We start from the raw sequence: 20,519 nt of genomic DNA, 5'->3' as shown, positions 1-20,519 counted from the left end.
CTGTCTGTCCCGATAAAACAGGGAGCCACCCGCACGATGGACAATCATTCCCCCTGTGCACCGACCGTGCCGTGTTCGATTTCTTCTGTACGTTGTTTGGTGAGATCCATAGAAAAAAACTGGAGGACGGGGTTGTCAGTGGCCTTGACCGATTTAAGCACCGTTCCCAACTGCGGACTTATCGCTTGTTTCACCGCCTCTTTTTCGAATGCATTCATTCCCTCCTCTGAGATAAGTTCTGTCTTTATATCAAATAAAAAACCACTTTCGATCGGGTTGATGATAAAATCGCCCATTGCCCCGGCTGGTTCAAACACAAAACGTCCGTCCAATGTTCGGGTAGAATAAGATCCGGATATGGATAGCTCTTCGGGATTGTTTACATTATATATCCCTGACTGAAGCGCATATTCCAAGGGAACCGTCAGAAACAGGTTCCCGGAATTGTCCGACTGCAGGCACCGTATATGGGTAAACATCTCATGGCTTATATCCTTGTATGCCTTCATTTCATCCTTGTACCTGCTTAATCTCTCCCTGTCCATGCTTTTATCGCCAAAATCCAGCACCACATGGGGACGGATGCCCTCCGGTCCGTATTTGTATATCGTATTCCTGTATATGGGCGCGATCAGGCCTTCTTCCCCGTTGAGGGCAAAAAGATTATTGCTCACCGCCTGATGGTCCGGAAGCCGGTCGTCCGAAGGCAAAACTTCCCGCGAAATATTCCCCTGTCCATCCGTAATATAGACGGAACCACAGTTCCTGAAACAGGAATTTCCCGTGTACACAATAAAACCGTCCCTGTAGACCTCCACCTCACGGACGCCCAGGTTTTTGAAATGCACCTTTTCACGGATAAACTTTCCGTCCAGCGAATACTCCAACAGTTTATAACGTTTGCCGTCCAAAACGTACAGTATCCCTTTTTTGCGGTCCACGCAGATATCCTTGACGGAACGGTACATTCCCGGACCGGCGCCCTTTTCCCCTACCGCAAACAGGTATTTGCCCTCCATGTCGAAGGCAAAGACCCTTTCCGCAAGGCGCTTGTCCATTATATAGATGACGCTGTCCGCCACCAGGGCCTTTGATATTTTGCCGATAAGGCTTTCCTCCGTGGTCTCCAGCTGTACGTAAAACACCGAATCCAATATATCGGAAAAGACTGTCTTCCCGCCAAACTCCACATCCACTTGATGGCAGCCGTCCCCGCATACTACAGGGCTGCTGTCCCCGCCACTTCCGCATGACAGCAATGACCAGGACAGCATCCCGTAAAGGATAATATAGGAAATCATCATTTTCAATATTGACTAATTAGTATCGCTCTGTGTAAGGCTCATCGTAGTCACAATAAAGCCCCCAGCCGTCACAATAGTAGTGGGTGCCGACTATACCATATTCCCAATCTGCCCCAACTCCAACATATCTAAAAATACCGCCAACACTCCCTTGACTATTGTATATGTCCTTCTGCTCTTCATCAGTAAACCAGTATCCATCATCGTCACTCTCACCCCGTGCAAAAGCCTGGTTCCCCAGCTCTACCAAGGTCACAGAAGGCAGCACCTTGTCCTTTTCAAAATCCAGACCGACCATTATGTTCAGTACCAGCATTGCACCGAAAACTCCCGCGGCTGCCCAGCGCAGCCATTTCATTGTTTTTTGTTCTTTAAGTATAAAATTTTAAAGTTTATTGGTTAAAAGATTGATTAACAAGCGCAACCTACAAAATAAACAAACACAATAGGGCAAGCGCACAATATGTCCCGTGAGCGTAGTGTTTCATCCCGTGAGTGTAAATAAAGTCTTTAAATTAACGTCAGTTCGGAGTATAAACGGCATAAAAACAGAAACATATGTCACTCGCCGCCGCGAGATGACAAAATCACCGTCAAATGGTCTGTTTACCCCCCAACTCAGGTTAAATTAAAGACATTGATTGCCACTCACGGGACAAAAGGATGTTCAGGATAAAACTAATGGTTACTGCTGCTTTCATTATGATTAATTTTATTTCAGTGGGCACTGTCTGTCCCGATAAAACAGGGAGCCACCCGCACGATGGACAATCATTCCCCCTGTGCACCGACCGTGCCGTGTTCTGTTTCTTGTGCACGCTGGTTACTGAGATCCATGGAAAAAAACTGGAGGACGGGGTTGTCAGTGGCCTTGACCGATTTAAGCACCGTTCTCATTTGGGGGCTCGACACTTGTTTCACCTCTTCTCTGTCGAAGACATTCCTCCCCTCCTCTGACATCCATTTTGTCTTTAATTTAAACAAGCGACCGCTTTCGATCGGGTTGATGATAAAATCACCCATTGCCCCGATCGGTTCAAATATAAAACTTCCATCCAACGTTCGGGAAAAGTTTGATGCAGACATGGATAGTTTTCCAGATCGGTTTACATTATATATCCCTGACTGAAGCGCATATTCCAAGGGGACCGTCAGAAACAGGTTCCCGGAATTGTCCGACTGCAGGCACCGTATATGGGTAAACATCTCTTCTGCTATATCAATGTAAGCTTTCATTTCATCCTTGTACCTGCTTAATCTCTCCCTGTCCATGCTTTTATCGCCAAAATTCAGCACCACATGGGGACGGATGCCCTCCGGTCCGTATTTGTATATCGTATTCCTGTATATGGGCGCGATCAGGCCTTCTTCCCCGTTGAGGGCAAAAAGATTATTGCTCACCGCCTGATGGTCCGGAAGCCGGTCGTCCGAAGGCAAAACTTCCCGCGAAATATTCCCCTGTCCATCCGTAATATAGACGGAACCACAGTTCCTGAAACAGGAATTTCCCGTGTACACAATAAAACCGTCCCTGTAGACCTCCACCTCACGGACGCCCAGGTTTTTGAAATGCACCCTTTCACGGATAAACTTTCCGTCCAGCGAATACTCCAACAGTTTATAACGTTTGCCGTCCAAAACGTACAGTATCCCTTTTTTGCGGTCCACGCAGATATCCTTGACGGAACGGTACATTCCCGGACCGGCGCCCTTTTCCCCTACCGCAAACAGGTATTTGCCCTCCATGTCGAAGGCAAAGACCCTTTCCGCAAGGCGCTTGTCCATTATATAGATGACGCTGTCCGCCACCAGGGCCTTTGATATTTTGCCGATAAGGCTTTCCTCCGTGGTCTCCAGCTGTACGTAAAACACCGAATCCAATATATCGGAAAAGACTGTCTTCCCGCCAAACTCCACATCCACTTGATGGCAGCCGTCCCCGCATACTACAGGGCTGCTGTCCCCGCCACTTCCGCATGACAGCAATGACCAGGACAGCATCCCGTAAAGGATAATATAGGAAATCATCATTTTCAATATTGACTAATTAGTATCGCTCTGTGTAAGGCTCATCGTAGTCACAATAAAGCCCCCAGCCGTCACAATAGTAGTGGGTGCCGACTATACCATATTCCCAATCTGCCCCAACTCCAACATATCTAAAAATACCGCCAACACTCCCTTGACTATTGTATATGTCCTTCTGCTCTTCATCAGTAAACCAGTATCCATCATCGTCACTCTCACCCCGTGCAAAAGCCTGGTTCCCCAGCTCTACCAAGGTCACAGAAGGCAGTACCTTGTCCTTTTCAAAATCCAGACCGACCATTATGTTCAGTACCAGCATTGCACCGAAAACTCCCGCGGCTGCCCAGCGCAGCCATTTCATTGTTTTTTGTTCTTTAATCATAAAATTTTAAAGTTTATTGGTTAAAAGATTGATTAACAAGCGCAACCTACAAAAAAACAAACACAATAGGTCAAGTGCACAATATATCCCGTAAGCGTAGTGTTTCATCCCGTGAGTGTAAAAAATGTTCGTTTTAATGGATGGAATTATGACTGTTTAAGCTCCCTGTGTTACATGCTTTTTTCCTATATCGACTGCAAGCGCAGTATAGGTCAATAGTAAGACTTGTGCCTAAACTTGACCTGCCGGCACATCCAGAGAAGCAGTAAATTCGCCTGGGACGAAATTTCCTATTGGCCAGCATGGTTTTTACCTGATCCATATTCATCCAAAAAACGTTTTCACTTCCCCCATCCGTCTGTATGCCACATGATGCGCTGATTGGTCTTTCATTACTACCGTTCGTTTTTTTGAACAGAGCACCCGGGCACAATCAGTATTAATAACGGTATTGCGGTTAATTCTGACAAAATGGGGAGGAAGGCCACCCTCTACTGCTTTTAGGGAATTACTGCACTTAAATCGCTCGCCGCATACTGTCGCACAAGTCAAAATATAATCCTTAATAGTAAGATAAACGATATGCTCAAGTTCAATTCTTACTAAATTACTTTCGTTCTTTAGAATTAAGAAATCTTGGGTATTCATGACTCTTTGTAAAGCGTAGTTTCCCGGCAATATAAAAAGTATTCAAAGGATACAAAATACCCAATATTGGGTATTTCATCTATAACACATAATTTTAACATGGTCATAAATAAAAAATACGTATTTAATGTAAAATAATACTCATACTCAATATATTATTTTTCAACAACCTCGGCAGGAATTTATAGAGACAACAGCTTAGTAACCTCAGTTCGATTTAAAAATCGTCACTGTGAAGTGTGGGAAGAGAGTTTGAGGGAAGGAGTTGTGGCAGCCCGCCTCAGGCGGATTACCACACTCTTTTTCTGCGTATCCAGCCTACTGCGGATCCCTATCATACAGAATCAGAGTAGGTATTGTGTCCTTCCAATTCTTGATCCACCTCGAAGGTCAATCCTCAATCAACTTATGCTTTTCAAATATCTTCCTATCATCATCTGCCGTATCTGATGGGCCATTCCGAGTATTCTCTCCTTTATATATCCCAACTGTCCCACTTGCAGCAGATACAAGTAAATCCCACTCCATCCATGCCAAATACTCAAGTCATACTGATCTAATTCCCCCGTTGACTTGGTCTTGAGAAGGTGATCCAACTGATCGATGGTCGCGATGATCGCTTCCTTATACCGCATGGCCTGAAAGGAATCTTCCGGAAGTCCTTTATCCTTAAGACGGAACAGAAAATACATCCCTATCCCGGGCAGTCCCTGCGAAAGCGTAATCTCATGACACCGGGCTCCAAAAAGCACTTTCAGCAAGGTATCTTCAGGCACTGAAAATAGCTCAAATGGGCTTTCTGCCAATAGGTCTTTCTGATGCAGGTAATTGATAAGACTGCCAATTCCGGCCATTCCATTTCCATAATTCAGTGAAACACCCTGATTTATTTGACCTAAGAGCTCTTCTAAAAATAAAAATGAGATTTCTTCTGAATAAAATTCGTTTTTGATAACGGAAAAGTAAATAACGGTCGAACTTTTTCCATCTATCAAACCTAAGTGATCAGAGAAATAAAAATTAAGATGAAGATAGTTTATCATAAAAAATAAGATTAATTAGGCATATTAAAAACAGCAATACCTGGATTTTCATCCACAGTAATTCCATAAATTTTCCCTGATTTATCATCGACAGTAAAAGCACTTAAAGATATGTCAGTTTTGTAATGATCTATTATATCTCCTTCAAAACTAAACACAAAGATATCATTGGCATATTTACCTTCACGCAATATTTCTTTTCTAGTATACCCAGAATATAACCCATAAATATAATTGGCTCCAATACAGATATCCCTGTAGGCTTTTGGGTTATCTTCATCTATAATTACGTTGTTTAATCTTCCTTTTCCTCCAGAAACAAACTGATATTTAGGAATCTCATTTCTAGGGCCATCCATGGTATATATTTCTCCATTTCTTTTATGAAGAATTTCAATATGGTCACGATTATATCCAGCGTTGACATAAATATTCTTTGCTCTATTTCCTTTGAACCAACCATGATTTAGTTGTCCCTTATTAAAATCGTTTAGATCCTTACCAACTTCTAAATTCTGCCAAGACCCATAACCTGCTAACCTTGTCCCATCTATTTTAAACTCTACAAATATGTTTGGATCATTGGCCATCCGACATACCACAGAACTATCTGAACTCCATGCCATTGCCGTAGCCATAAAAAAGTTCTCGTCTTGTTTAATCTGATACTTCGAAAGTTGCTCTTGATCATATATATTAAACTTAGAAAATCGCTTTTCAAGTGCTGAATATACCCACAGCATACTGTCTTTCCCACTTACATCAATTCCATAGGCATCTGATATTTCTCCAGGCCCAAACCCTATTTTTCCTTTTCCTGAAAAATACCTCATTTTTACTTTATCAATAATGTGTATCGGAAAATTATAATCATCAATTCTTCTACTTTCTCCTATTATTAGGAATTCATTTTTTAACTCTATCTTTTTGGGGTTTATCAGTTCAACAAATTCGTACTTAACCCCTTTCAAGGATTTCACATCTGATATTGATTCAAAAGAAAATGTCTTATGAAACCTCTCTTTTTTATGTGAACATGACAACAAAGAAATTAAGAGGATAGATAAACTAAAGCTTAATCTGGCGATATACATACTTAATAATATAAGTTAATTAAAATATTGTAGCGAATTACATCGCTCCAATCTACCCTATTGATGATTTGTACACGTGTCTCCTGGGAATTCCCTATCAACCATAACATCTTCTGGATAAAAAAATCCAAATTCATCAAAACAACCATCTCCATCAAAAGCACAACACATTGTGCCTGCTCCAGTTGTCTGTGCCTCCGCATCAAAAGTCTGGAAAACTCCCACCCCCATCGCAGCTACACTCGCAGCCATTAAAACTCTTGGCAATACTCTTTTCTTTTTTATATTTTTAAAATTGGTTTTGGTTAAAATATTGATTTACAACCTTAACCTATAAAATAAACCAATACCAAAGGGAAAGTGTACCATAATAACCCGTGAACGTAGTGTCTCAACTCGTGAGCGTTAATTTTCTTATCATGACACCTGCCTCCATGAAGGAGTAAAAGATATCATCAGCATAAAACGAACGCTCTAAACTGGAAAAATAAAGGATGGATGCGCTTTTGCCACTTTCCAGCCCTAAATGGTCTGAAAAGGAAGTGTTCAGGTGGAGATATTCCCCTATGTTTTTACACCATGTCGTATTACTTGCCATTGCCTTGCTCAAATTCGACACGCCCCATAAAACCTACTACTAACGGGGACTTTTCAAAATTCCCGTGAATACGGACATCCTGGTAAAAAAAACCGGGAGCATGCTTGTCATACACCACCTCGACAAACGCCGTATCCCCAGACGCTGTGGGCAATAGCTGAAATGCCCCTTGGGTACAGTGACAGGTAGTTTCCACCCTGCTAATTACTAACGGCTCATCCCCTTTGTTTACCAGTCCAAAGAAGGCCTTCGCTTCCTGACCCTGTGCGATTGTCCCCAAGTCTATCTCTTTTTCCAGTACCCCAATGACCGTGTAGGGGTTCGAGGTATCCTTGCTCCGATACAACCTTTTTATGTCATCATAATAAAGCCCCATGGCCCCGCCCATCACCAAGCTCACTACTACGATCCAGATATCCGTTTTATTTGGCTTCATATTTCTCCTTAAGCCTGAATTTAATGATGACAGGATTGTTTTCTGAACTAACTTTTTTTAGAATTCCAGTCAACGGAGTATCGATACCGTCAATCTCCTCTTTATTTTTTTTAAGATACCTGGACAGAATATCATTATTGGATACTGAATAGAAAAAATTTGTTGCTTGACAGAAATCCGGAAAATGTCTTACTGTAAAAAAAGCCTTTGAGAACCAATCTCCATCTAAAGTCTCTTTCAGGTTTTTATGGCTAAAGACCTGCCCTGACATATTTAAAAATCCCGTACCTACAAACCTCTTTCCTTCATATTTAAAATCATAATTAAAAATTAACTCCTTCCCCTCTAATCCTATTTCAAATTGGTTTAAGATCGCTTTCTGATTTACAAAATCAGTGTATCCTTGTTGGAGGTACTTTTCATGTTCAAAAATTTCATCCTCTCCAATTCCTCCCGGAATCCGTATTTCCATAACCTGTTCATCAGGTTTATCATTCTCCCCCAGCCGATAAATTCTGGAAGATAGCGGGTAGGTATAGTAGCCGTTCTTTAAAAACCCCGTGTAATCAAAGGGATAATACTTCTTCCCTTCAGGATACTCCATTCGCTTTTCCAATATCTTTCCTTCGGTATCACATATCCATATATTGCCCCCTCCGTCCCTCTCACCATTCATGCTAAGATAAAAGGCCAGATTGCCCGATTCCAAAAGGGACATGTCATAGGCAAAAAAGCCCAGTTTTACCTGTCGCACAAATTCAAGCTGCTGATTAAATTCAAGTAAGGCCTGGTCGCCCCTGGAATAGATGATAATACGTCCCCTTTCCCTATCGATTACAAAATCCGTCGCACCTCGGTAATAGCCCGGGCCTTCGCCTTTGTTGCCTACGGGCGAGACAAACCTGCCTTCTTTATCAAAAGCCACTACCAACTGCTTGTTTGGGTCGAGAAGTATATACTTGCCTCCCCACTCTTCGATTTTTTTTGCCCCTGTCAAAAAAAACTCCTCTTCATCCCCTAATTGTACGAATTCCTCAATTGTTACCAGATCATACATGGAAACCAGACTGTCAGTGGCGTAAGAATCGGATATATCCACGTACCTTATATCACCACCTACATTTCCATACTTTTCCGTAGGGGATGAACAGGCTATTATGACTGAAAAAAACAAAACAGCTCCAAAGTATCTTTTCATTTTAAAATTATCATAAAATTCAACACCATATTAAAAGGCCACCATTTTGACAGGTGGCCATAAAAGGAAATTCTTTATTCAGGCGATTACATAAACCTGCTACAATCATTGTCCTGACAATTAGAATCCCCATCCGTACAATCATTGGAAGGACCCAAATCGTCCTCAGACCCATCTGGATGGACCGCTACACATTTTGTCGGGACATATTCCAAACCTCCGCCTGTAGTCATCGCCTCTGCATCAAAAACTTGAAATACACCAACTCCCATGGCAGCTACACTCGCAGCAATTAAAACTCTTGGCAATACTCTTTTCTTTTTTATATTTTTAAAATTGGTTTTGGTTAAAATATTGATTTACAGCCTTAACCTATAAAATAAACCAACACCAAAGGGAAAGTGTACCATAATAACCCGTGAACGTAGTGTCTCAACTCGTGAGCGTTGATTTTCTTATCATGACACCTGCCTCCATGAAGGAGTAAAAGATATCATCGGCATAGAACGAATCCTCTAAATCGGAAAAATAAAGGATGGATGCGCTTTTGCCTTCCCTTATTCCCAAGTGGTCAGTAAATGAGGTGTTGAGATGAAGATAAGTCACTGTGCTATACATTTTACTTTATTAAAATGGGTGATATTTTAAGAAAGGATTTTTCTTCATGGCGAACAATGGAAAAATAATTCCCGTGATTGTCCAAGTTAAGGATATGATGATCGAACTCAACATCACGGAGTGTTTTATCCGGAAGAAACACTGACACAAGTTCTTTGAACGGAAAAGATATGGAATCTCTCTGGTATAGGTGATGTAATAAATAAATATGACCGTTATCTGTTATGGTTACGTCCCCAAAACTGTCATTGATATATTTGGCTTTTTCAATCTTGCTCAAGGACCTATAAAATGAAATATCTTTGTCCTCCGCCCTATTATGCACCTCATAGTTCTTCCAAGGACTTTTGGGCAGTTTAACAGATTCCATTTTCTTTCCCTTCTTATCAATGACCACCACCGAATCACTAATATCCTCAAACAGGTATACCTTCCCATGGTGAACCTCCATTTGTGTTTTATAGCTTGGATACTCAAGTTTCTTTTTAAAGATGGTTTTGGACGTCCCTTTTTTTATATTGAAAAGGACTATGGCATATTGTGAATTCTTATAGGTATCATACCAAAGTAGTACAATCTCATGATCAGTAAACCGGCACATTGACACGGCATTACCCTCTTCTGAACTGTTGATTTTATGTTTTGCTACGAGGTTTCCATCCATGTCACATTCATGAATGGAATTATCACTTTGCAAAAAGAAAATTCCCTTATCTCCAATATGAAAATCTTCGGTAAATGTCACGAGAATGTTTGGTCCTGGCTCACTGTTTCTTCCATAAACCTTATTCAAAGCCTTTTCCCAAAGTATATTCCCATTTTTTTCAATCGCATAAAAGTCACCCAGCATATCCACAAGAACGTAGAAAACACCATCTTTATACCCCCCCCTCAAAATTAAAACGAAAATATTCAGGTTTCTCTATAATTGCAGAAATGTTTACAGAATCTATTATTGGAGTACAATTATTTTCAGAGAAATCCTCCTTTTGTTGACTGCACCTCGCCAAAAACATGATTGTGGCCAAAACTGCCAGTGCCCGTTGTCTGAATATCATTACGGTTGTTGTCTATACGTATTTAAATTCTGTCTTTTCAATATATGTTTCATCTAATAGGCGTTCATAGATGTCATTATTATATTTGATTTACACTGACAACATGAGATAAACAACCTGCTCTTATCCGGATTATTTTCCATATTCACTTAGGTCAACTTCCAGCAGTTCTACTTTCCCGCTATCTGATATAATATACAGGGTAGGAATTATAGGGTAAATATCGTATTCCATCATCTCTTCAGGTCTCATCATTAATATTTCCCCTGCACAAAGTTGTGTAAATACCTTTTTAATCTGGTTCGATATGGCGATGACTTGAATATCCTGCAGAGAGAGATACCTTTCAATCATGCGAGGATAAACATAACGGCAGGAATGGCAATGGTCCCAATTAACTACCAAAAATGTATCGCTTTCGATATTGTGCTTCAGTTTCAAGCTTTCCAAGCTTCTTTCCAGACTGACATGGCTCCGGCACGAAAAAAAACCGCCCATAAAATTATTTGCAAAATGCATCGCCTCATTGGTCAGTGGAACACATCGATTTTCAACAGTTCTTCTTTAAGATCAGGATTCCAATAACTATTCCTGGGCAAACACAGGCCCCTATTGGAAACAAACACACAAAACAAATTATATACACCCCCGTGAAATTTTGTTTCAGAAATCACATTAAGAGAACTGTCCAGCTTTATAATACTGAAATCAGACCGATCAAAGGCATTAACATCTCTATCATATTTGGCGTCGAACTCCCTTCCGTGTCTCACTATCCGGTAATAACAGTTCAAATAGGGGCTATAAAGTAAACGGATATACCCGCCTTCTTCAATTGCAATTCTTAAAGTCTCTCCTTTTTTTGGAGGGGAGAAGCTGCTTAAGTAGTTGCTTTTTGCTACTCGGGACTCCACAAGCCGATAATCCGAATCATAAACCAATATAGAATCCAAACCAGACCAAGACACTGCCCATTCCCGGTCTTTGTTCAGTACCCTGGAATACACCGAATGATATTCGTTCCATGCCCTCCCCAGATAGCTTGCCGGAAAGCCAAATCCGCGGTACATTTCAACCTTTCCGGATAGCAGGTCATATTCCCCGGCCATTTTGACTGAGCGGTTAAAATTCTCCGGGTCATTGGAAGAATAAAGGCCATACTCTCCAAAATATATTTTTCCGGCCATATAATAGCTGGGAGTACTGGGGACAGAAGCATGATTAATCAAACCAAACCTAAAATCCCCAATATTTTCCGGAGTGAAAGTCCTTGTTAGTTCCCCCTGAGCATTCAATAATTGAGTGTTTTTAAAGGTACCTTGGACAAAAACAAAGATCGAGTCTCTATTATGAACAAAAAAACCATAAGGGTTTGTTATCCCACCGGGGCCTTCGGAAGGTATCTCTATCCTCTTTTCCAATTGACCAAGTTCTAAATCATAAATGTCCAGCGATCTGTTTTGCTTGTTCAACACATAAAGCTTCTCTTTCTTTCTCTCAGGGACAACTTGGTGACTGAAAATTTCATAGCTTGCAAATTCATCCAAATGGAGACTAAAACTCCCTGTTTTATTTAGAACGTCATCTCCTTCAATATCAATTCCCCCAAACCCTTCTTGTGTCTTCCGTTTACACGATATTGTTAGAAATAATAGTACCAAAAAAAAACTGTTTCGCATAAATATATAAATCATATGGTTTCAAACTTAATATTGAAGTAAAGCTGGATATTCTGGATGATACTGACCCCTCTCCGGGGATATTGACCCCTCTAAAAGTTGGTTTGGTCCTGTGAATCCAATGGTATGACAATTTTACATTTTTTTTCTTAGACTTTCACCTTTAAGTTCGATTCTGTATGATGAGTGTACCAATCTGTCAAGAATAGCGTCGGCAATTGTTTCTTCTCCAATCACCTCATACCAGCTGGATACGGGCAATTGGCTTGCGATGATGGTGGATTTCTTCCCGTGCCGGTCCTCAATGAGCTCCATAAAGTCCATCTGATGCTGTTTTTCCAGATGTGTGAGCCCAAAATCATCCATGATGAGCAGGTCGGCTTTTGCCAACTTGTCAAAGAACTTGATAGCGGTGCCTTCCAGCCTTACCATCTTGGTTTTGAGCATCAGTTTCTGGGTATTAAAATAGGCGGCCTTGAACCCTTGGATACAGGCCTGGTGTCCCAGTGCGGATGCGAGGTAACTTTTACCACAGCCGGTGGCCCCTGTTATCAGCACCGATTCCCCTTTGGTGATGTAGTCTCCGGTGGACAGGGATGCCAGCACCATATCGTCCAACCCCCTGGTTTTATCAAGCTTGAGTTCTTCCAGGGAGGCCTTATACCTGAATCCGGCATTGGACTCCAGCCTTCTGAACCTCCTGTTGTCCCTTTCCTGCTCCTCGGCCTGGAGCATCATCTCAAGGCCTTCTGTCAACGTGAGGTTTTGGGTTTTGCGGGTTTCCTTCAGGGCTGTCCATGTTTTGGACATGCCGTGCAGTTTAAGCCTGGTCATTTGTGCTTCGATCTGATTCATATTCATTAAGTGTTAAAATTGGAGTTTCTGTTGGTCGTAATATTCCTTGCCCCGGACATTGTCGTGTTTGGGCAGGGCTTTTTGTGTAGTATCGGGCTGTTCATAGGCCATGTTGTTTTCAAGGATGTTCCTGATAAACCCATAAGAATAGACCTGGTGATCCATGGCTATTTTGCAGGCCCTGTCAAAGGTATCCGGGTCGGACTTCCTGCTTAAGGCCAGTAAGCCATCACAGGTTCTGTAAAGCTGCTCGGGATACCGGTTCTGCTCAAACAGCAAGGATACATATTGATAAAGAACTGCTGATTTTTTACGGGCAAGCTCCCGGTAGTATTCAGGGCTCCTATCCCTGTAATGCCTGTGCTGGGAACACAGATGGTCTTCAACGGTAGAATAGCCGCCCTTGGTGCTTCTGGCATGGACGGCTACCTTTTTACCTTCATGGTACACATAGAACATAGACCTGGTGTAGACTACCTTCACTTTCTTGCCAATAAGGGTATACGGGACACTGTAATATTGCTTGTCCCTTGCCAGGTAAACATGGTTGTTTTTTGCCACAGTCAGCAAGGCATGGTACCGTAGCTCAAACCGGTCCTCGGGAAGTTTTCCCAACAGGGGTTTTTCATCGGCCAAAAACTTCTCTTCCCGGCAGTAGGGCTTGCGCTGCATCCGTGTCTGGTTATGTGCCCTGATCCGCATTTTAATGGCCTGGTTGAGTGCATAAAGGTCAAAGAACTGCATGTTCCTCAGCTTGGCATATACTCTGGAGTAGAGCATGTTGACCTGGTTCTCGACCAGGGCCTTGTCCTGAGGCTTTCTGACCCTTGCCGGCAGGACAGCCGTACCGTAATGATTGGCAAAGTCTTCCAGTGCCCGGTTGATATCCGGTTCGTACTTGTCGGCCTTGTTCACTGCTGACTTCAGGTTGTCAGGGACCAGCAGGGAAGGGACTCCGCCCAAATGTTCCAGGCAGCAGGCCAGGGCATGGAGAAAATCAGCTATACGCTGGCTGGGCACGGCCATGGCAAAAGCATAGTCCGAACAGGGCAGGCAGGCCACAAAAAACTGGCAGGAAATGACTTCTCCGGTTTCCCGGTCTATGTAGTCAATCGTTTTGCCGGCAAAATCAATATAAAGCTTTTCCCCGGGCTGATGATCAAGTACCATAGTTGGTTTTGATCGGGCAAGATCATGCTGGTCAAGGTGATGGCAGAACTGTGAGTAGCTGTAACCATCCGGATGGGACTGTCTGTATTCTTCCCATAAAAGTGCCCTGGTAACCCCGGTACGCTTCAGCTCTTTACGAAAATATTCAAGACGCATTTTAAAATGATCGTACCGGGGATCCTTATAGGAAGGGTTGCCAGGATGGAAACGGGAATGGATCTCCGGCTCTTCAAGGGCGAGCAGATCATCTATGGTTAGGCTCGTACCTGTCTGCCCCAGCAGCTTTTCCAGCTTGACCAGGTAGGCTTTTACGGTATTCTTGCTCATGCCAAGCATTCGGGCAATGGTCTTGATCCCTTTGCCCTGCTTGTTGAGAATGATCAATTGTTTTATCTGACTCATTGGTTTTGGTTTTCCTGCCATTGGATCACGGTTAGTGGTATATAAATCATCCGCTAAAAAACCAAAACCAGCATTATGAGGGGGCAATATGTTCCGGAATCTGACAACAGAGGGGTCAATATGCTCCGGAATTATTGCTGAAATATTACTTTAGGGGGTCAGCATCCGCCGGAATGGCAGTTGAAAACAGCCGCTTAAGCCACTTTTCAACCTCCGGTTCATTCCCGGATCATGGGGTCAACATGCTCCGGAATATCCAGTAAAGCAGGGGATATGGTTTGTCCCCTGGTATTAAAACACTATCCTACAACCGTTCGGGGCACCTTTGCAGGATCCGTCACCTTGTGGCGTACTGTCATGCCAGCCAACAGATTCGCCATCCTCATTGTCGCAAACCCAAGTGCCAGGACTAACTTCTTCACAATGCCACCCCCCGCCAGTCGTCTGTGCCTCTGCATCAAAAACTTGAAATACACCAACTCCCATGGCAGTTACACTCGCAGCCATTAAAACTCTTGGCAATACTCTTTTCTTTTTCATTTTAAATTGGTTTTGGTTAAAATATTAATTTACAACCTTAACCTATAAAACAAACCAATACCAAAGGGAAAGTGTACCATAATAACCCGTGAAGGTCGTGTCTCAACTCGTGAGCGTTGATTTTCTTATCATGACACCTGCCTCCATGAAGGAATAAAGGATATCATCAATGTAAAACGAATCCTCTAAACCGGAAAAATAAAGGATGGATGCGCTTTTGCCATTTATTAGCCCTATAGTTGATCTGAAAGGAAGTGTTCAGATGGATACAGTTTATAATTTGTCTTTTATTGACATTTTAAAATATTGGCGTCCGGGTAAAGATTATGCTTTCGAAGGAAATTCGTCAAAATCCACCCTAAATCCCCTAAAGGGGACTTTCTGATCACCCCTTCAGAGGACGGGGTAGTTTTAGGAAATCGAAAAAACCCTTCTATTTTCGTTTAAACCTACTTTTTCGGCCTATGTGAAATTTAGTCGGCCCACAGTATTTTAAAATGTTCCTTGATATACAAATCCTACACAGACCACTACCTACTTCATAGATTGATTTCACAAATCTCTTAGTTTTGCTTTCAATAAATAGTAGCTTATACTCTCCCCATTTGACTCAAACATGCTTTTTGTTTCAGGAGTCAAGGAACTGTACAGTTTAGGTGCATTATCCTTTACAGTATTTACCTGATCTGTGGACACCTCAAAATAAACATTATTGTTACTATCAATATATAAAGGTTTTCCTGCCAATTTAAATATCGGGTCCTCCACCGATTTGGCAAAACATTTTAATGCCTGTTGCTTTAAATTATATACTCCTATCCTCCTCTGAGCCCTATAGTGGTAGGTAAACACTATAAAATCATCGTTTTTAAAAACTGATTCCCCCAAAAACCTGGTGGTCAGGTCTTCCACTATGACCCTTGTATTGGCTATCTTTTGGAAATCATCTTGGTTTTCATTTATATACTTGCTATTGATATCCAATTGGAGCACTTTTTGGAATTCCATCAAATTCGAATCATATCGAAATATTTCATTATGGAAAGGCGGTGAGAAAAACACATGTCCGCCACTATTTTTCAAAAAACCTGAATATGTTACCATCATATTTGATTTATCGGGATCAAATGGAAAAAATCTTTTGATCACATTTCCTTCCTTATCCAGTAACAGAATATTATATGCCCCGCTTTTATCACTTATATTATGATTTAGATAAAACAGATACTGATCATTCGCTACCTTTTCAAAACCTTCCCCGTAAGCGTTTATCCTGTTCTTTTCAAGAAAAGCCCCGCTCTTTGTCAAAAAAGTATAAAAGGACATATCATCATTGGAAAATATCTTTACATGCTTTCCATCCCCGTCTAAAACAAAATCACTTATCTCCTGAAATTCCGAAGGGCCAAACCCCAATTTACCGACCTTCCTTTCCAAATTGCCATCCAATCCACATATTACCAACTGGGAGAGTTTTTTATCCAGTAAAAACATCCTGTCTTTGCCAATTTCCATCTTGTCAATGGAGGCCAGGTACAGGGAATCCGTTAAATCAATAGGTATAAATGAAACTTCCTCAAAAATAGCTTCGAAACTGCTTTCGAATTCATTCAATCCTTCCGCAATTTTCAACTCCTTATAATCTGGTGATAATATTACATCATCTTTAATCTCTTTACTACCTCCACAACTAAAAAAGCAAACAAAAGCTCCTAGAAACAAGACTGATTTAGTCATAACTTAATTTTTATTTAGATTCATAACCCTAGAAGGCCATTTAACCAATAAATTGGCCTTCTAGGATTCAATTTTAGGCTACTGCTCTAAAGAACTACTGTTCCTCCCCCCGTGGTGCAGTCATTGTCAATACATCTATCATTTCCGCTTCCGCAGGTATTTCCGGTCATAATAACACCGCCACCATTTGGGTCATTCACAGAGCACGTTCTGAGCAATTCCCCCCAACGTAAGCTGTAGCATTAAAAGATTGATTTACAGCCTTTACCTAATAGAATAAACCAACACCAAAGGAAAAGTGTACCATAATAACCCGTGAGCGTGAAACCTCAGATTATATTTTCAAACCAACTCTGTGAATTTGTTTGAAGCCAAACAGGACACAAAGCAAGACTTACGGGGTAGTTTTCCTTTCATGGAGATTGCCACGCCCTTTTTAGAAGGGGGAAGTATAGCCTGTCCCGATAGCTCGGGAACGAAGCAATTCCGAGCCCCTTCCCGTCACTGCGAGCCTGTCTGGTGCCAAACAGGCCTGTCTGGTGCCATAGGCAGGCCTGTCTGAAGCCATAGGCAGGCCTGTCTGAAGCCATAGGCAGGCCTGTCTGGTGCCATAGGCAGGGAGGTACAGCTTGTCCCGGAGGCTATCGGGAACGCGGCAGTCCCGTCTTAAGAAAACGAGATTGCTTCCTCCCCCGGTTGTCGCAAAGACGGTTTGGGCGGACGGGATTGCTTCACTCCGCTACCCTTCGGCTCCGCTCAGGGGACGGCGTTAATTACTGTTTTTTAAGTAATACCAAGTTTAGATCCATCACAAAGACAATTTACTACAGGTTCTATAAGGCCCAAAGGCATCGTATAGCTTTAATCCAAAGTGGTCAAAAATGATCTGAATCCGCTCCTTTTGGCTATAACCAATGGCATCAATATTTTTGTAAAGTTGTTTTACAGGACTGTTTTCCAGTCCTCCATGTAAATTTGTCTCGCTGGGAGCCCTTAATGGAATGAGTGACATTACTTCTGGAATATGTACGTAGGGAATGATCCGTCCTAAAATCGAACGGAGTTGCTTCCGGGGATCGATGATCAGGTCTTCATAATAGACCACTTCCACCCAATCCCCTAAGCATGGATTCTCCAAAATCGGCATATTATTGATACACCAAAGGACGATCTTATACTCCAAATCATTTTGGGCTTGTTTCATCATTTTTCTATGGTGTGTGAAACGGGCATTGTTAATACCCGACGGAATTTCACCATAATCATTGGTTCTACTTCCAAATGCCCTAAGCTGGGAAAGACAGGTGTCTATAGGATGCCTCATCAGTAACAAAGGTTTATGCTTGAACTTGACCTGTTGGCACATCCATGGGATCAGCAAGTTGGCCCGGACAAACTTGGTCAGGACGATCTTACCTTTTACCAAGCCTTCCGGTGAATTCTTGCCAATCGTCCAGTCTGAGTACTTTCTGAGGGATAATATATCCCTGATACAATCTTGGTATGCCTCATGCGTATCATCCAAGGGAATATAGGGACGGTCTCCCCAATTAAAATTGACAGGAACGACTCCCCTTTCCTTATGTAGCGGTTCCCAATTGATAATGGAACCGGGGATATGACCGAGGAGCTCCATTAGCCAAGTGCTTCCGCTCCGTGCATCCGCAAAGATCACTATACCGTCCTCCGGGAGGAAATGCTTATCTGCCAATATCGTATCTATCTGATTCATATTCATTGATTGCTTTGCGAATTGCTTTCATTCTCCTGATCGCCATCTGATAGGCCAATTGTCCGTTCATATAAATGGTTCTTTCCTTAAAATTGAGCAATTGTACCTTTTGTAAGTTCACGATAATATTCCTATTGATCTGTATAAAGTGAGAGGGGAGTTCCCCTTCTATTTTATTTAGTGACTTACTACAGCAAAAATCCCGGCCACAAACGGTGTGACAGACCAAATAATAATCCTTCACCTCAAGTGAAATAATCATATCCATGGGGATGTTCGCTGTCTCCGTCTCATTTTTCAAAAAAAGATATTCCATACGTTCTAGTTTTGGAGTAGACTGATTTCACTACAAAAAAAAGTAGTAAATACCCAACTACGGCTATTTTAAATAGAAGCAACACCTACTTTATGAGAATTTCATAAAACACTATTCAAAGCAAAATCATTGGCGTCCGGGTAAAGATTATGCTTTCGAAGGAAATTCGTCAAAATCCACCCTAAATCCCCTAAAGGGGACTTTCTGATCACCCCTTCAGAGGACGGGGTAGTTTTAGGAAATCGAAAAAACCCCTTCTATTTTCGTTTAAACCTACTTTTTCAGCGTATGTGAAATTTAGTCGGACGACAGTAAAACAAAATGATCTTAATTTGGAAAGTTAAGTTTTTCTTAATCCTCTACTATTCCCCTCGTTTGCAACGAGAGAAAACCGAACGGAGCATTTTTAATTCCTCTCTTTCACTCCGTACTACAATAAAACTCTTGGCTTTAACTGTATTTATAGTTATAATTAAATCAAATAAAATAAATAAAGCAAAGTTTATTTTGTTATATTACTTTTTTATATCAATAAACACCATAAGCGTGTTATAATTACCGATAAAACATATAAATTACTTAAACGACCTGGACTTTTTCTATCCAAAACAGGAATCAACCACCTAACCATCACACTTTTCAGGCTGTCTCATAAGTTGCCGTTCTAGGCGAAACCAACCATGGCATTTGCAATGCCCTTTGTTTCCACCAACTTTTTCGTAAATTGTTCACATTACAAAAGAAGATTTTTATCATGATCATTACCAATGACATCAGGTTAAGCCGCATTATCAGAGGAACCTGGAAGAATACGATTTTGGTGACCGTGACCTGCTCGACAGCTTACTTTTTCTATTGGTACTTTATCCAGTATCGCTTCGAAATGCCATCCATCATCCCCACCATCCTGGGTACTGCACTGGCCTTTTTTATTGGTTTTAATAATAACCAGTCCTATGACCGCTGGTGGGAAGCCCGAAAAATCTGGGGAGCCATAGTCAACAGCTCCCGCACTTGGGCCAGACATGTCCTCCAATTTCCCGTTCCCAATGACCATATAAAAGGCCAACATTTGCAACTGATGAAAGAATATGCCATCAAACGACACATTGCCTTTCTATATGCCCTAAAAGAAAAACTACGCGGCACCGACGATAGTGAGTACAAAAAGTACCTCATCCAAAGCGATATCGATATCATCGAAAACGAAAGCAATAAACACAATGCCATTCTCAGTCTCCAAACCATGGAACTGAAGACTTGGCGGAAGGAAAAGCTTATCGATGGCTTTGAATTCCTGGAACTCAACAGGGAGATCACGCGGTTTTGTGATGAGATGGGCAAGGCGGAGCGGATCAAAAACACCGTCTTCCCTACCTCTTATAATTACTATACAAAAGCCTTTATTTGGCTCTTTAATATCGCCTTTACACTGGCAGTAGCCCCTACGGTAGGCTGGCGAGCTATTCTTTTTGGCACCATCATCGGCTATGTTTTCCACACCATTCACTTTATTGGTCTGGCCATTTTAAATCCTTTTGAGCCTATCCCCACCGGAATCCCGCTGAACCAGATTACCCGCACCATCGAAATCAACCTACTTGAAATGATCCGTGAAGAGCATATCCCTGACCCAGTCGGACCTATCAATGATGAATATGTGATGTAGAGGCGGTTTGGG

General features: G+C 41.9%; 21 protein-coding genes. 1 reads left to right on the top strand and 20 read right to left on the bottom strand.

Going from position 1 to position 20,519, the window contains the following annotated elements; all coding sequences use genetic code 11:
- Window positions 1-44 precede the first annotated feature (44 nt).
- The 20 genes from FKX85_RS08285 to FKX85_RS08195 form a co-directional block, all read right to left on the bottom strand.
- The gene (locus FKX85_RS08285; RefSeq protein ID WP_141614287.1) at window positions 45-1,304 is read right to left on the bottom strand and encodes a 6-bladed beta-propeller; all 1,260 of its coding nucleotides are present in this window, start codon (window positions 1,302-1,304) and stop codon (window positions 45-47) included.
- Between the two features lie 16 nt (window positions 1,305-1,320).
- Window positions 1,321-1,662, bottom strand: coding sequence for a hypothetical protein (locus tag FKX85_RS08280; protein WP_141614286.1), 342 nt, complete (start codon window positions 1,660-1,662; stop codon window positions 1,321-1,323).
- 413 nt (window positions 1,663-2,075) lie between these two features.
- Window positions 2,076-3,335: a 6-bladed beta-propeller gene (locus FKX85_RS08275; RefSeq protein WP_141614285.1), complete on the bottom strand. Its 1,260-nt coding sequence runs from the start codon at window positions 3,333-3,335 to the stop codon at window positions 2,076-2,078.
- A gap of 16 nt (window positions 3,336-3,351) precedes the next feature.
- A complete protein-coding gene (locus tag FKX85_RS08270; RefSeq protein ID WP_141614284.1) occupies window positions 3,352-3,714 on the bottom strand; it encodes a hypothetical protein in 363 nt (120 codons plus the stop codon).
- 324 nt (window positions 3,715-4,038) lie between these two features.
- On the bottom strand, window positions 4,039-4,362 hold the full coding sequence (locus FKX85_RS21890; protein WP_141614283.1) for a LytTR family DNA-binding domain-containing protein: 324 nt from the start codon (window positions 4,360-4,362) through the stop codon (window positions 4,039-4,041).
- A 401-nt stretch (window positions 4,363-4,763) separates the two neighbouring features.
- Window positions 4,764-5,405: a glycoside hydrolase family protein gene (locus FKX85_RS08260; RefSeq protein ID WP_141614282.1), complete on the bottom strand. Its 642-nt coding sequence runs from the start codon at window positions 5,403-5,405 to the stop codon at window positions 4,764-4,766.
- A gap of 11 nt (window positions 5,406-5,416) precedes the next feature.
- Window positions 5,417-6,499 carry a BF3164 family lipoprotein gene (locus FKX85_RS08255; RefSeq protein ID WP_141614281.1) on the bottom strand — a complete coding sequence of 361 codons (1,083 nt, stop codon included), beginning with the start codon at window positions 6,497-6,499 and terminating at the stop codon, window positions 5,417-5,419.
- Window positions 6,500-7,086: 587 nt separating this feature from the next.
- A complete protein-coding gene (locus FKX85_RS08250) occupies window positions 7,087-7,533 on the bottom strand; it encodes a DUF1573 domain-containing protein (protein ID WP_141614280.1) in 447 nt (148 codons plus the stop codon).
- Window positions 7,520-8,731: a 6-bladed beta-propeller gene (locus FKX85_RS08245; protein WP_141614279.1), complete on the bottom strand. Its 1,212-nt coding sequence runs from the start codon at window positions 8,729-8,731 to the stop codon at window positions 7,520-7,522. Before FKX85_RS08245 ends, FKX85_RS08250 begins: the two co-directional genes overlap by 14 nt.
- A gap of 86 nt (window positions 8,732-8,817) precedes the next feature.
- Window positions 8,818-9,039, bottom strand: coding sequence for a hypothetical protein (locus tag FKX85_RS08240; RefSeq protein ID WP_141614278.1), 222 nt, complete (start codon window positions 9,037-9,039; stop codon window positions 8,818-8,820).
- 311 nt (window positions 9,040-9,350) lie between these two features.
- Complete coding sequence (locus FKX85_RS08235) at window positions 9,351-10,142, bottom strand: hypothetical protein (protein WP_141614277.1); 792 nt, start codon at window positions 10,140-10,142, stop codon at window positions 9,351-9,353.
- Between the two features lie 397 nt (window positions 10,143-10,539).
- Window positions 10,540-10,926 (bottom strand): hypothetical protein, encoded by a 387-nt coding sequence (locus tag FKX85_RS08230; protein WP_141614276.1) that lies wholly within the window; start codon window positions 10,924-10,926, stop codon window positions 10,540-10,542.
- Between the two features lie 11 nt (window positions 10,927-10,937).
- Window positions 10,938-12,101 carry a DUF4221 family protein gene (locus FKX85_RS08225; RefSeq protein WP_141614275.1) on the bottom strand — a complete coding sequence of 388 codons (1,164 nt, stop codon included), beginning with the start codon at window positions 12,099-12,101 and terminating at the stop codon, window positions 10,938-10,940.
- Between the two features lie 120 nt (window positions 12,102-12,221).
- Window positions 12,222-12,941 carry an IS21-like element helper ATPase IstB gene (gene istB, locus FKX85_RS08220; protein ID WP_141614274.1) on the bottom strand — a complete coding sequence of 240 codons (720 nt, stop codon included), beginning with the start codon at window positions 12,939-12,941 and terminating at the stop codon, window positions 12,222-12,224.
- 12 nt (window positions 12,942-12,953) lie between these two features.
- Window positions 12,954-14,513 carry an IS21 family transposase gene (gene istA, locus FKX85_RS08215; protein ID WP_229239638.1) on the bottom strand — a complete coding sequence of 520 codons (1,560 nt, stop codon included), beginning with the start codon at window positions 14,511-14,513 and terminating at the stop codon, window positions 12,954-12,956.
- 291 nt (window positions 14,514-14,804) lie between these two features.
- Entirely contained in the window at window positions 14,805-15,053 is a 249-nt protein-coding gene (locus tag FKX85_RS08210) for a hypothetical protein (RefSeq protein WP_141614272.1), read from the bottom strand.
- A 552-nt stretch (window positions 15,054-15,605) separates the two neighbouring features.
- The gene (locus tag FKX85_RS08205) at window positions 15,606-16,790 is read right to left on the bottom strand and encodes a 6-bladed beta-propeller (RefSeq protein WP_141614271.1); all 1,185 of its coding nucleotides are present in this window, start codon (window positions 16,788-16,790) and stop codon (window positions 15,606-15,608) included.
- A 436-nt stretch (window positions 16,791-17,226) separates the two neighbouring features.
- The gene (locus tag FKX85_RS21765) at window positions 17,227-17,358 is read right to left on the bottom strand and encodes a hypothetical protein (protein ID WP_262711628.1); all 132 of its coding nucleotides are present in this window, start codon (window positions 17,356-17,358) and stop codon (window positions 17,227-17,229) included.
- A gap of 240 nt (window positions 17,359-17,598) precedes the next feature.
- A complete protein-coding gene (locus FKX85_RS08200; RefSeq protein ID WP_141614270.1) occupies window positions 17,599-18,522 on the bottom strand; it encodes a sulfotransferase in 924 nt (307 codons plus the stop codon).
- The gene (locus FKX85_RS08195) at window positions 18,491-18,838 is read right to left on the bottom strand and encodes a LytTR family DNA-binding domain-containing protein (RefSeq protein ID WP_141614269.1); all 348 of its coding nucleotides are present in this window, start codon (window positions 18,836-18,838) and stop codon (window positions 18,491-18,493) included. Before FKX85_RS08195 ends, FKX85_RS08200 begins: the two co-directional genes overlap by 32 nt.
- Window positions 18,839-19,592: 754 nt before the next feature.
- Here FKX85_RS08195 and FKX85_RS08190 point away from each other — a divergent pair.
- Window positions 19,593-20,507, top strand: coding sequence for a bestrophin family protein (locus tag FKX85_RS08190; RefSeq protein WP_141614268.1), 915 nt, complete (start codon window positions 19,593-19,595; stop codon window positions 20,505-20,507).
- The last annotated feature ends 12 nt before the right edge of the window (window positions 20,508-20,519 follow it).

The organism is Echinicola soli, from assembly GCF_006575665.1.
Lineage (GTDB): Bacteria > Bacteroidota > Bacteroidia > Cytophagales > Cyclobacteriaceae > Echinicola > Echinicola soli.
This window is presented reverse-complemented; position numbering and strand designations above follow the sequence as displayed.

Coding starts and splice junctions, on each gene's coding strand:
- FKX85_RS08285 (WP_141614287.1), bottom strand. CDS start 1,304: ATGATGATTTCCTATATTATCCTTTACGGGATGCTGTCCTGGTCATTG.
- FKX85_RS08280 (WP_141614286.1), bottom strand. CDS start 1,662: ATGAAATGGCTGCGCTGGGCAGCCGCGGGAGTTTTCGGTGCAATGCTG.
- FKX85_RS08275 (WP_141614285.1), bottom strand. CDS start 3,335: ATGATGATTTCCTATATTATCCTTTACGGGATGCTGTCCTGGTCATTG.
- FKX85_RS08270 (WP_141614284.1), bottom strand. CDS start 3,714: ATGATTAAAGAACAAAAAACAATGAAATGGCTGCGCTGGGCAGCCGCG.
- FKX85_RS21890 (WP_141614283.1), bottom strand. CDS start 4,362: ATGAATACCCAAGATTTCTTAATTCTAAAGAACGAAAGTAATTTAGTA.
- FKX85_RS08260 (WP_141614282.1), bottom strand. CDS start 5,405: ATGATAAACTATCTTCATCTTAATTTTTATTTCTCTGATCACTTAGGT.
- FKX85_RS08255 (WP_141614281.1), bottom strand. CDS start 6,499: ATGTATATCGCCAGATTAAGCTTTAGTTTATCTATCCTCTTAATTTCT.
- FKX85_RS08250 (WP_141614280.1), bottom strand. CDS start 7,533: ATGAAGCCAAATAAAACGGATATCTGGATCGTAGTAGTGAGCTTGGTG.
- FKX85_RS08245 (WP_141614279.1), bottom strand. CDS start 8,731: ATGAAAAGATACTTTGGAGCTGTTTTGTTTTTTTCAGTCATAATAGCC.
- FKX85_RS08230 (WP_141614276.1), bottom strand. CDS start 10,926: ATGCATTTTGCAAATAATTTTATGGGCGGTTTTTTTTCGTGCCGGAGC.
- FKX85_RS08225 (WP_141614275.1), bottom strand. CDS start 12,101: ATGATTTATATATTTATGCGAAACAGTTTTTTTTTGGTACTATTATTT.
- istB (WP_141614274.1), bottom strand. CDS start 12,941: ATGAATCAGATCGAAGCACAAATGACCAGGCTTAAACTGCACGGCATG.
- istA (WP_229239638.1), bottom strand. CDS start 14,513: ATGAGTCAGATAAAACAATTGATCATTCTCAACAAGCAGGGCAAAGGG.
- FKX85_RS08210 (WP_141614272.1), bottom strand. CDS start 15,053: ATGAAAAAGAAAAGAGTATTGCCAAGAGTTTTAATGGCTGCGAGTGTA.
- FKX85_RS08205 (WP_141614271.1), bottom strand. CDS start 16,790: ATGACTAAATCAGTCTTGTTTCTAGGAGCTTTTGTTTGCTTTTTTAGT.
- FKX85_RS21765 (WP_262711628.1), bottom strand. CDS start 17,358: ATGGCTTCAGACAGGCCTGCCTATGGCACCAGACAGGCCTGTTTGGCA.
- FKX85_RS08200 (WP_141614270.1), bottom strand. CDS start 18,522: ATGAATCAGATAGATACGATATTGGCAGATAAGCATTTCCTCCCGGAG.
- FKX85_RS08195 (WP_141614269.1), bottom strand. CDS start 18,838: ATGGAATATCTTTTTTTGAAAAATGAGACGGAGACAGCGAACATCCCC.
- FKX85_RS08190 (WP_141614268.1), top strand. CDS start 19,593: ATGATCATTACCAATGACATCAGGTTAAGCCGCATTATCAGAGGAACC.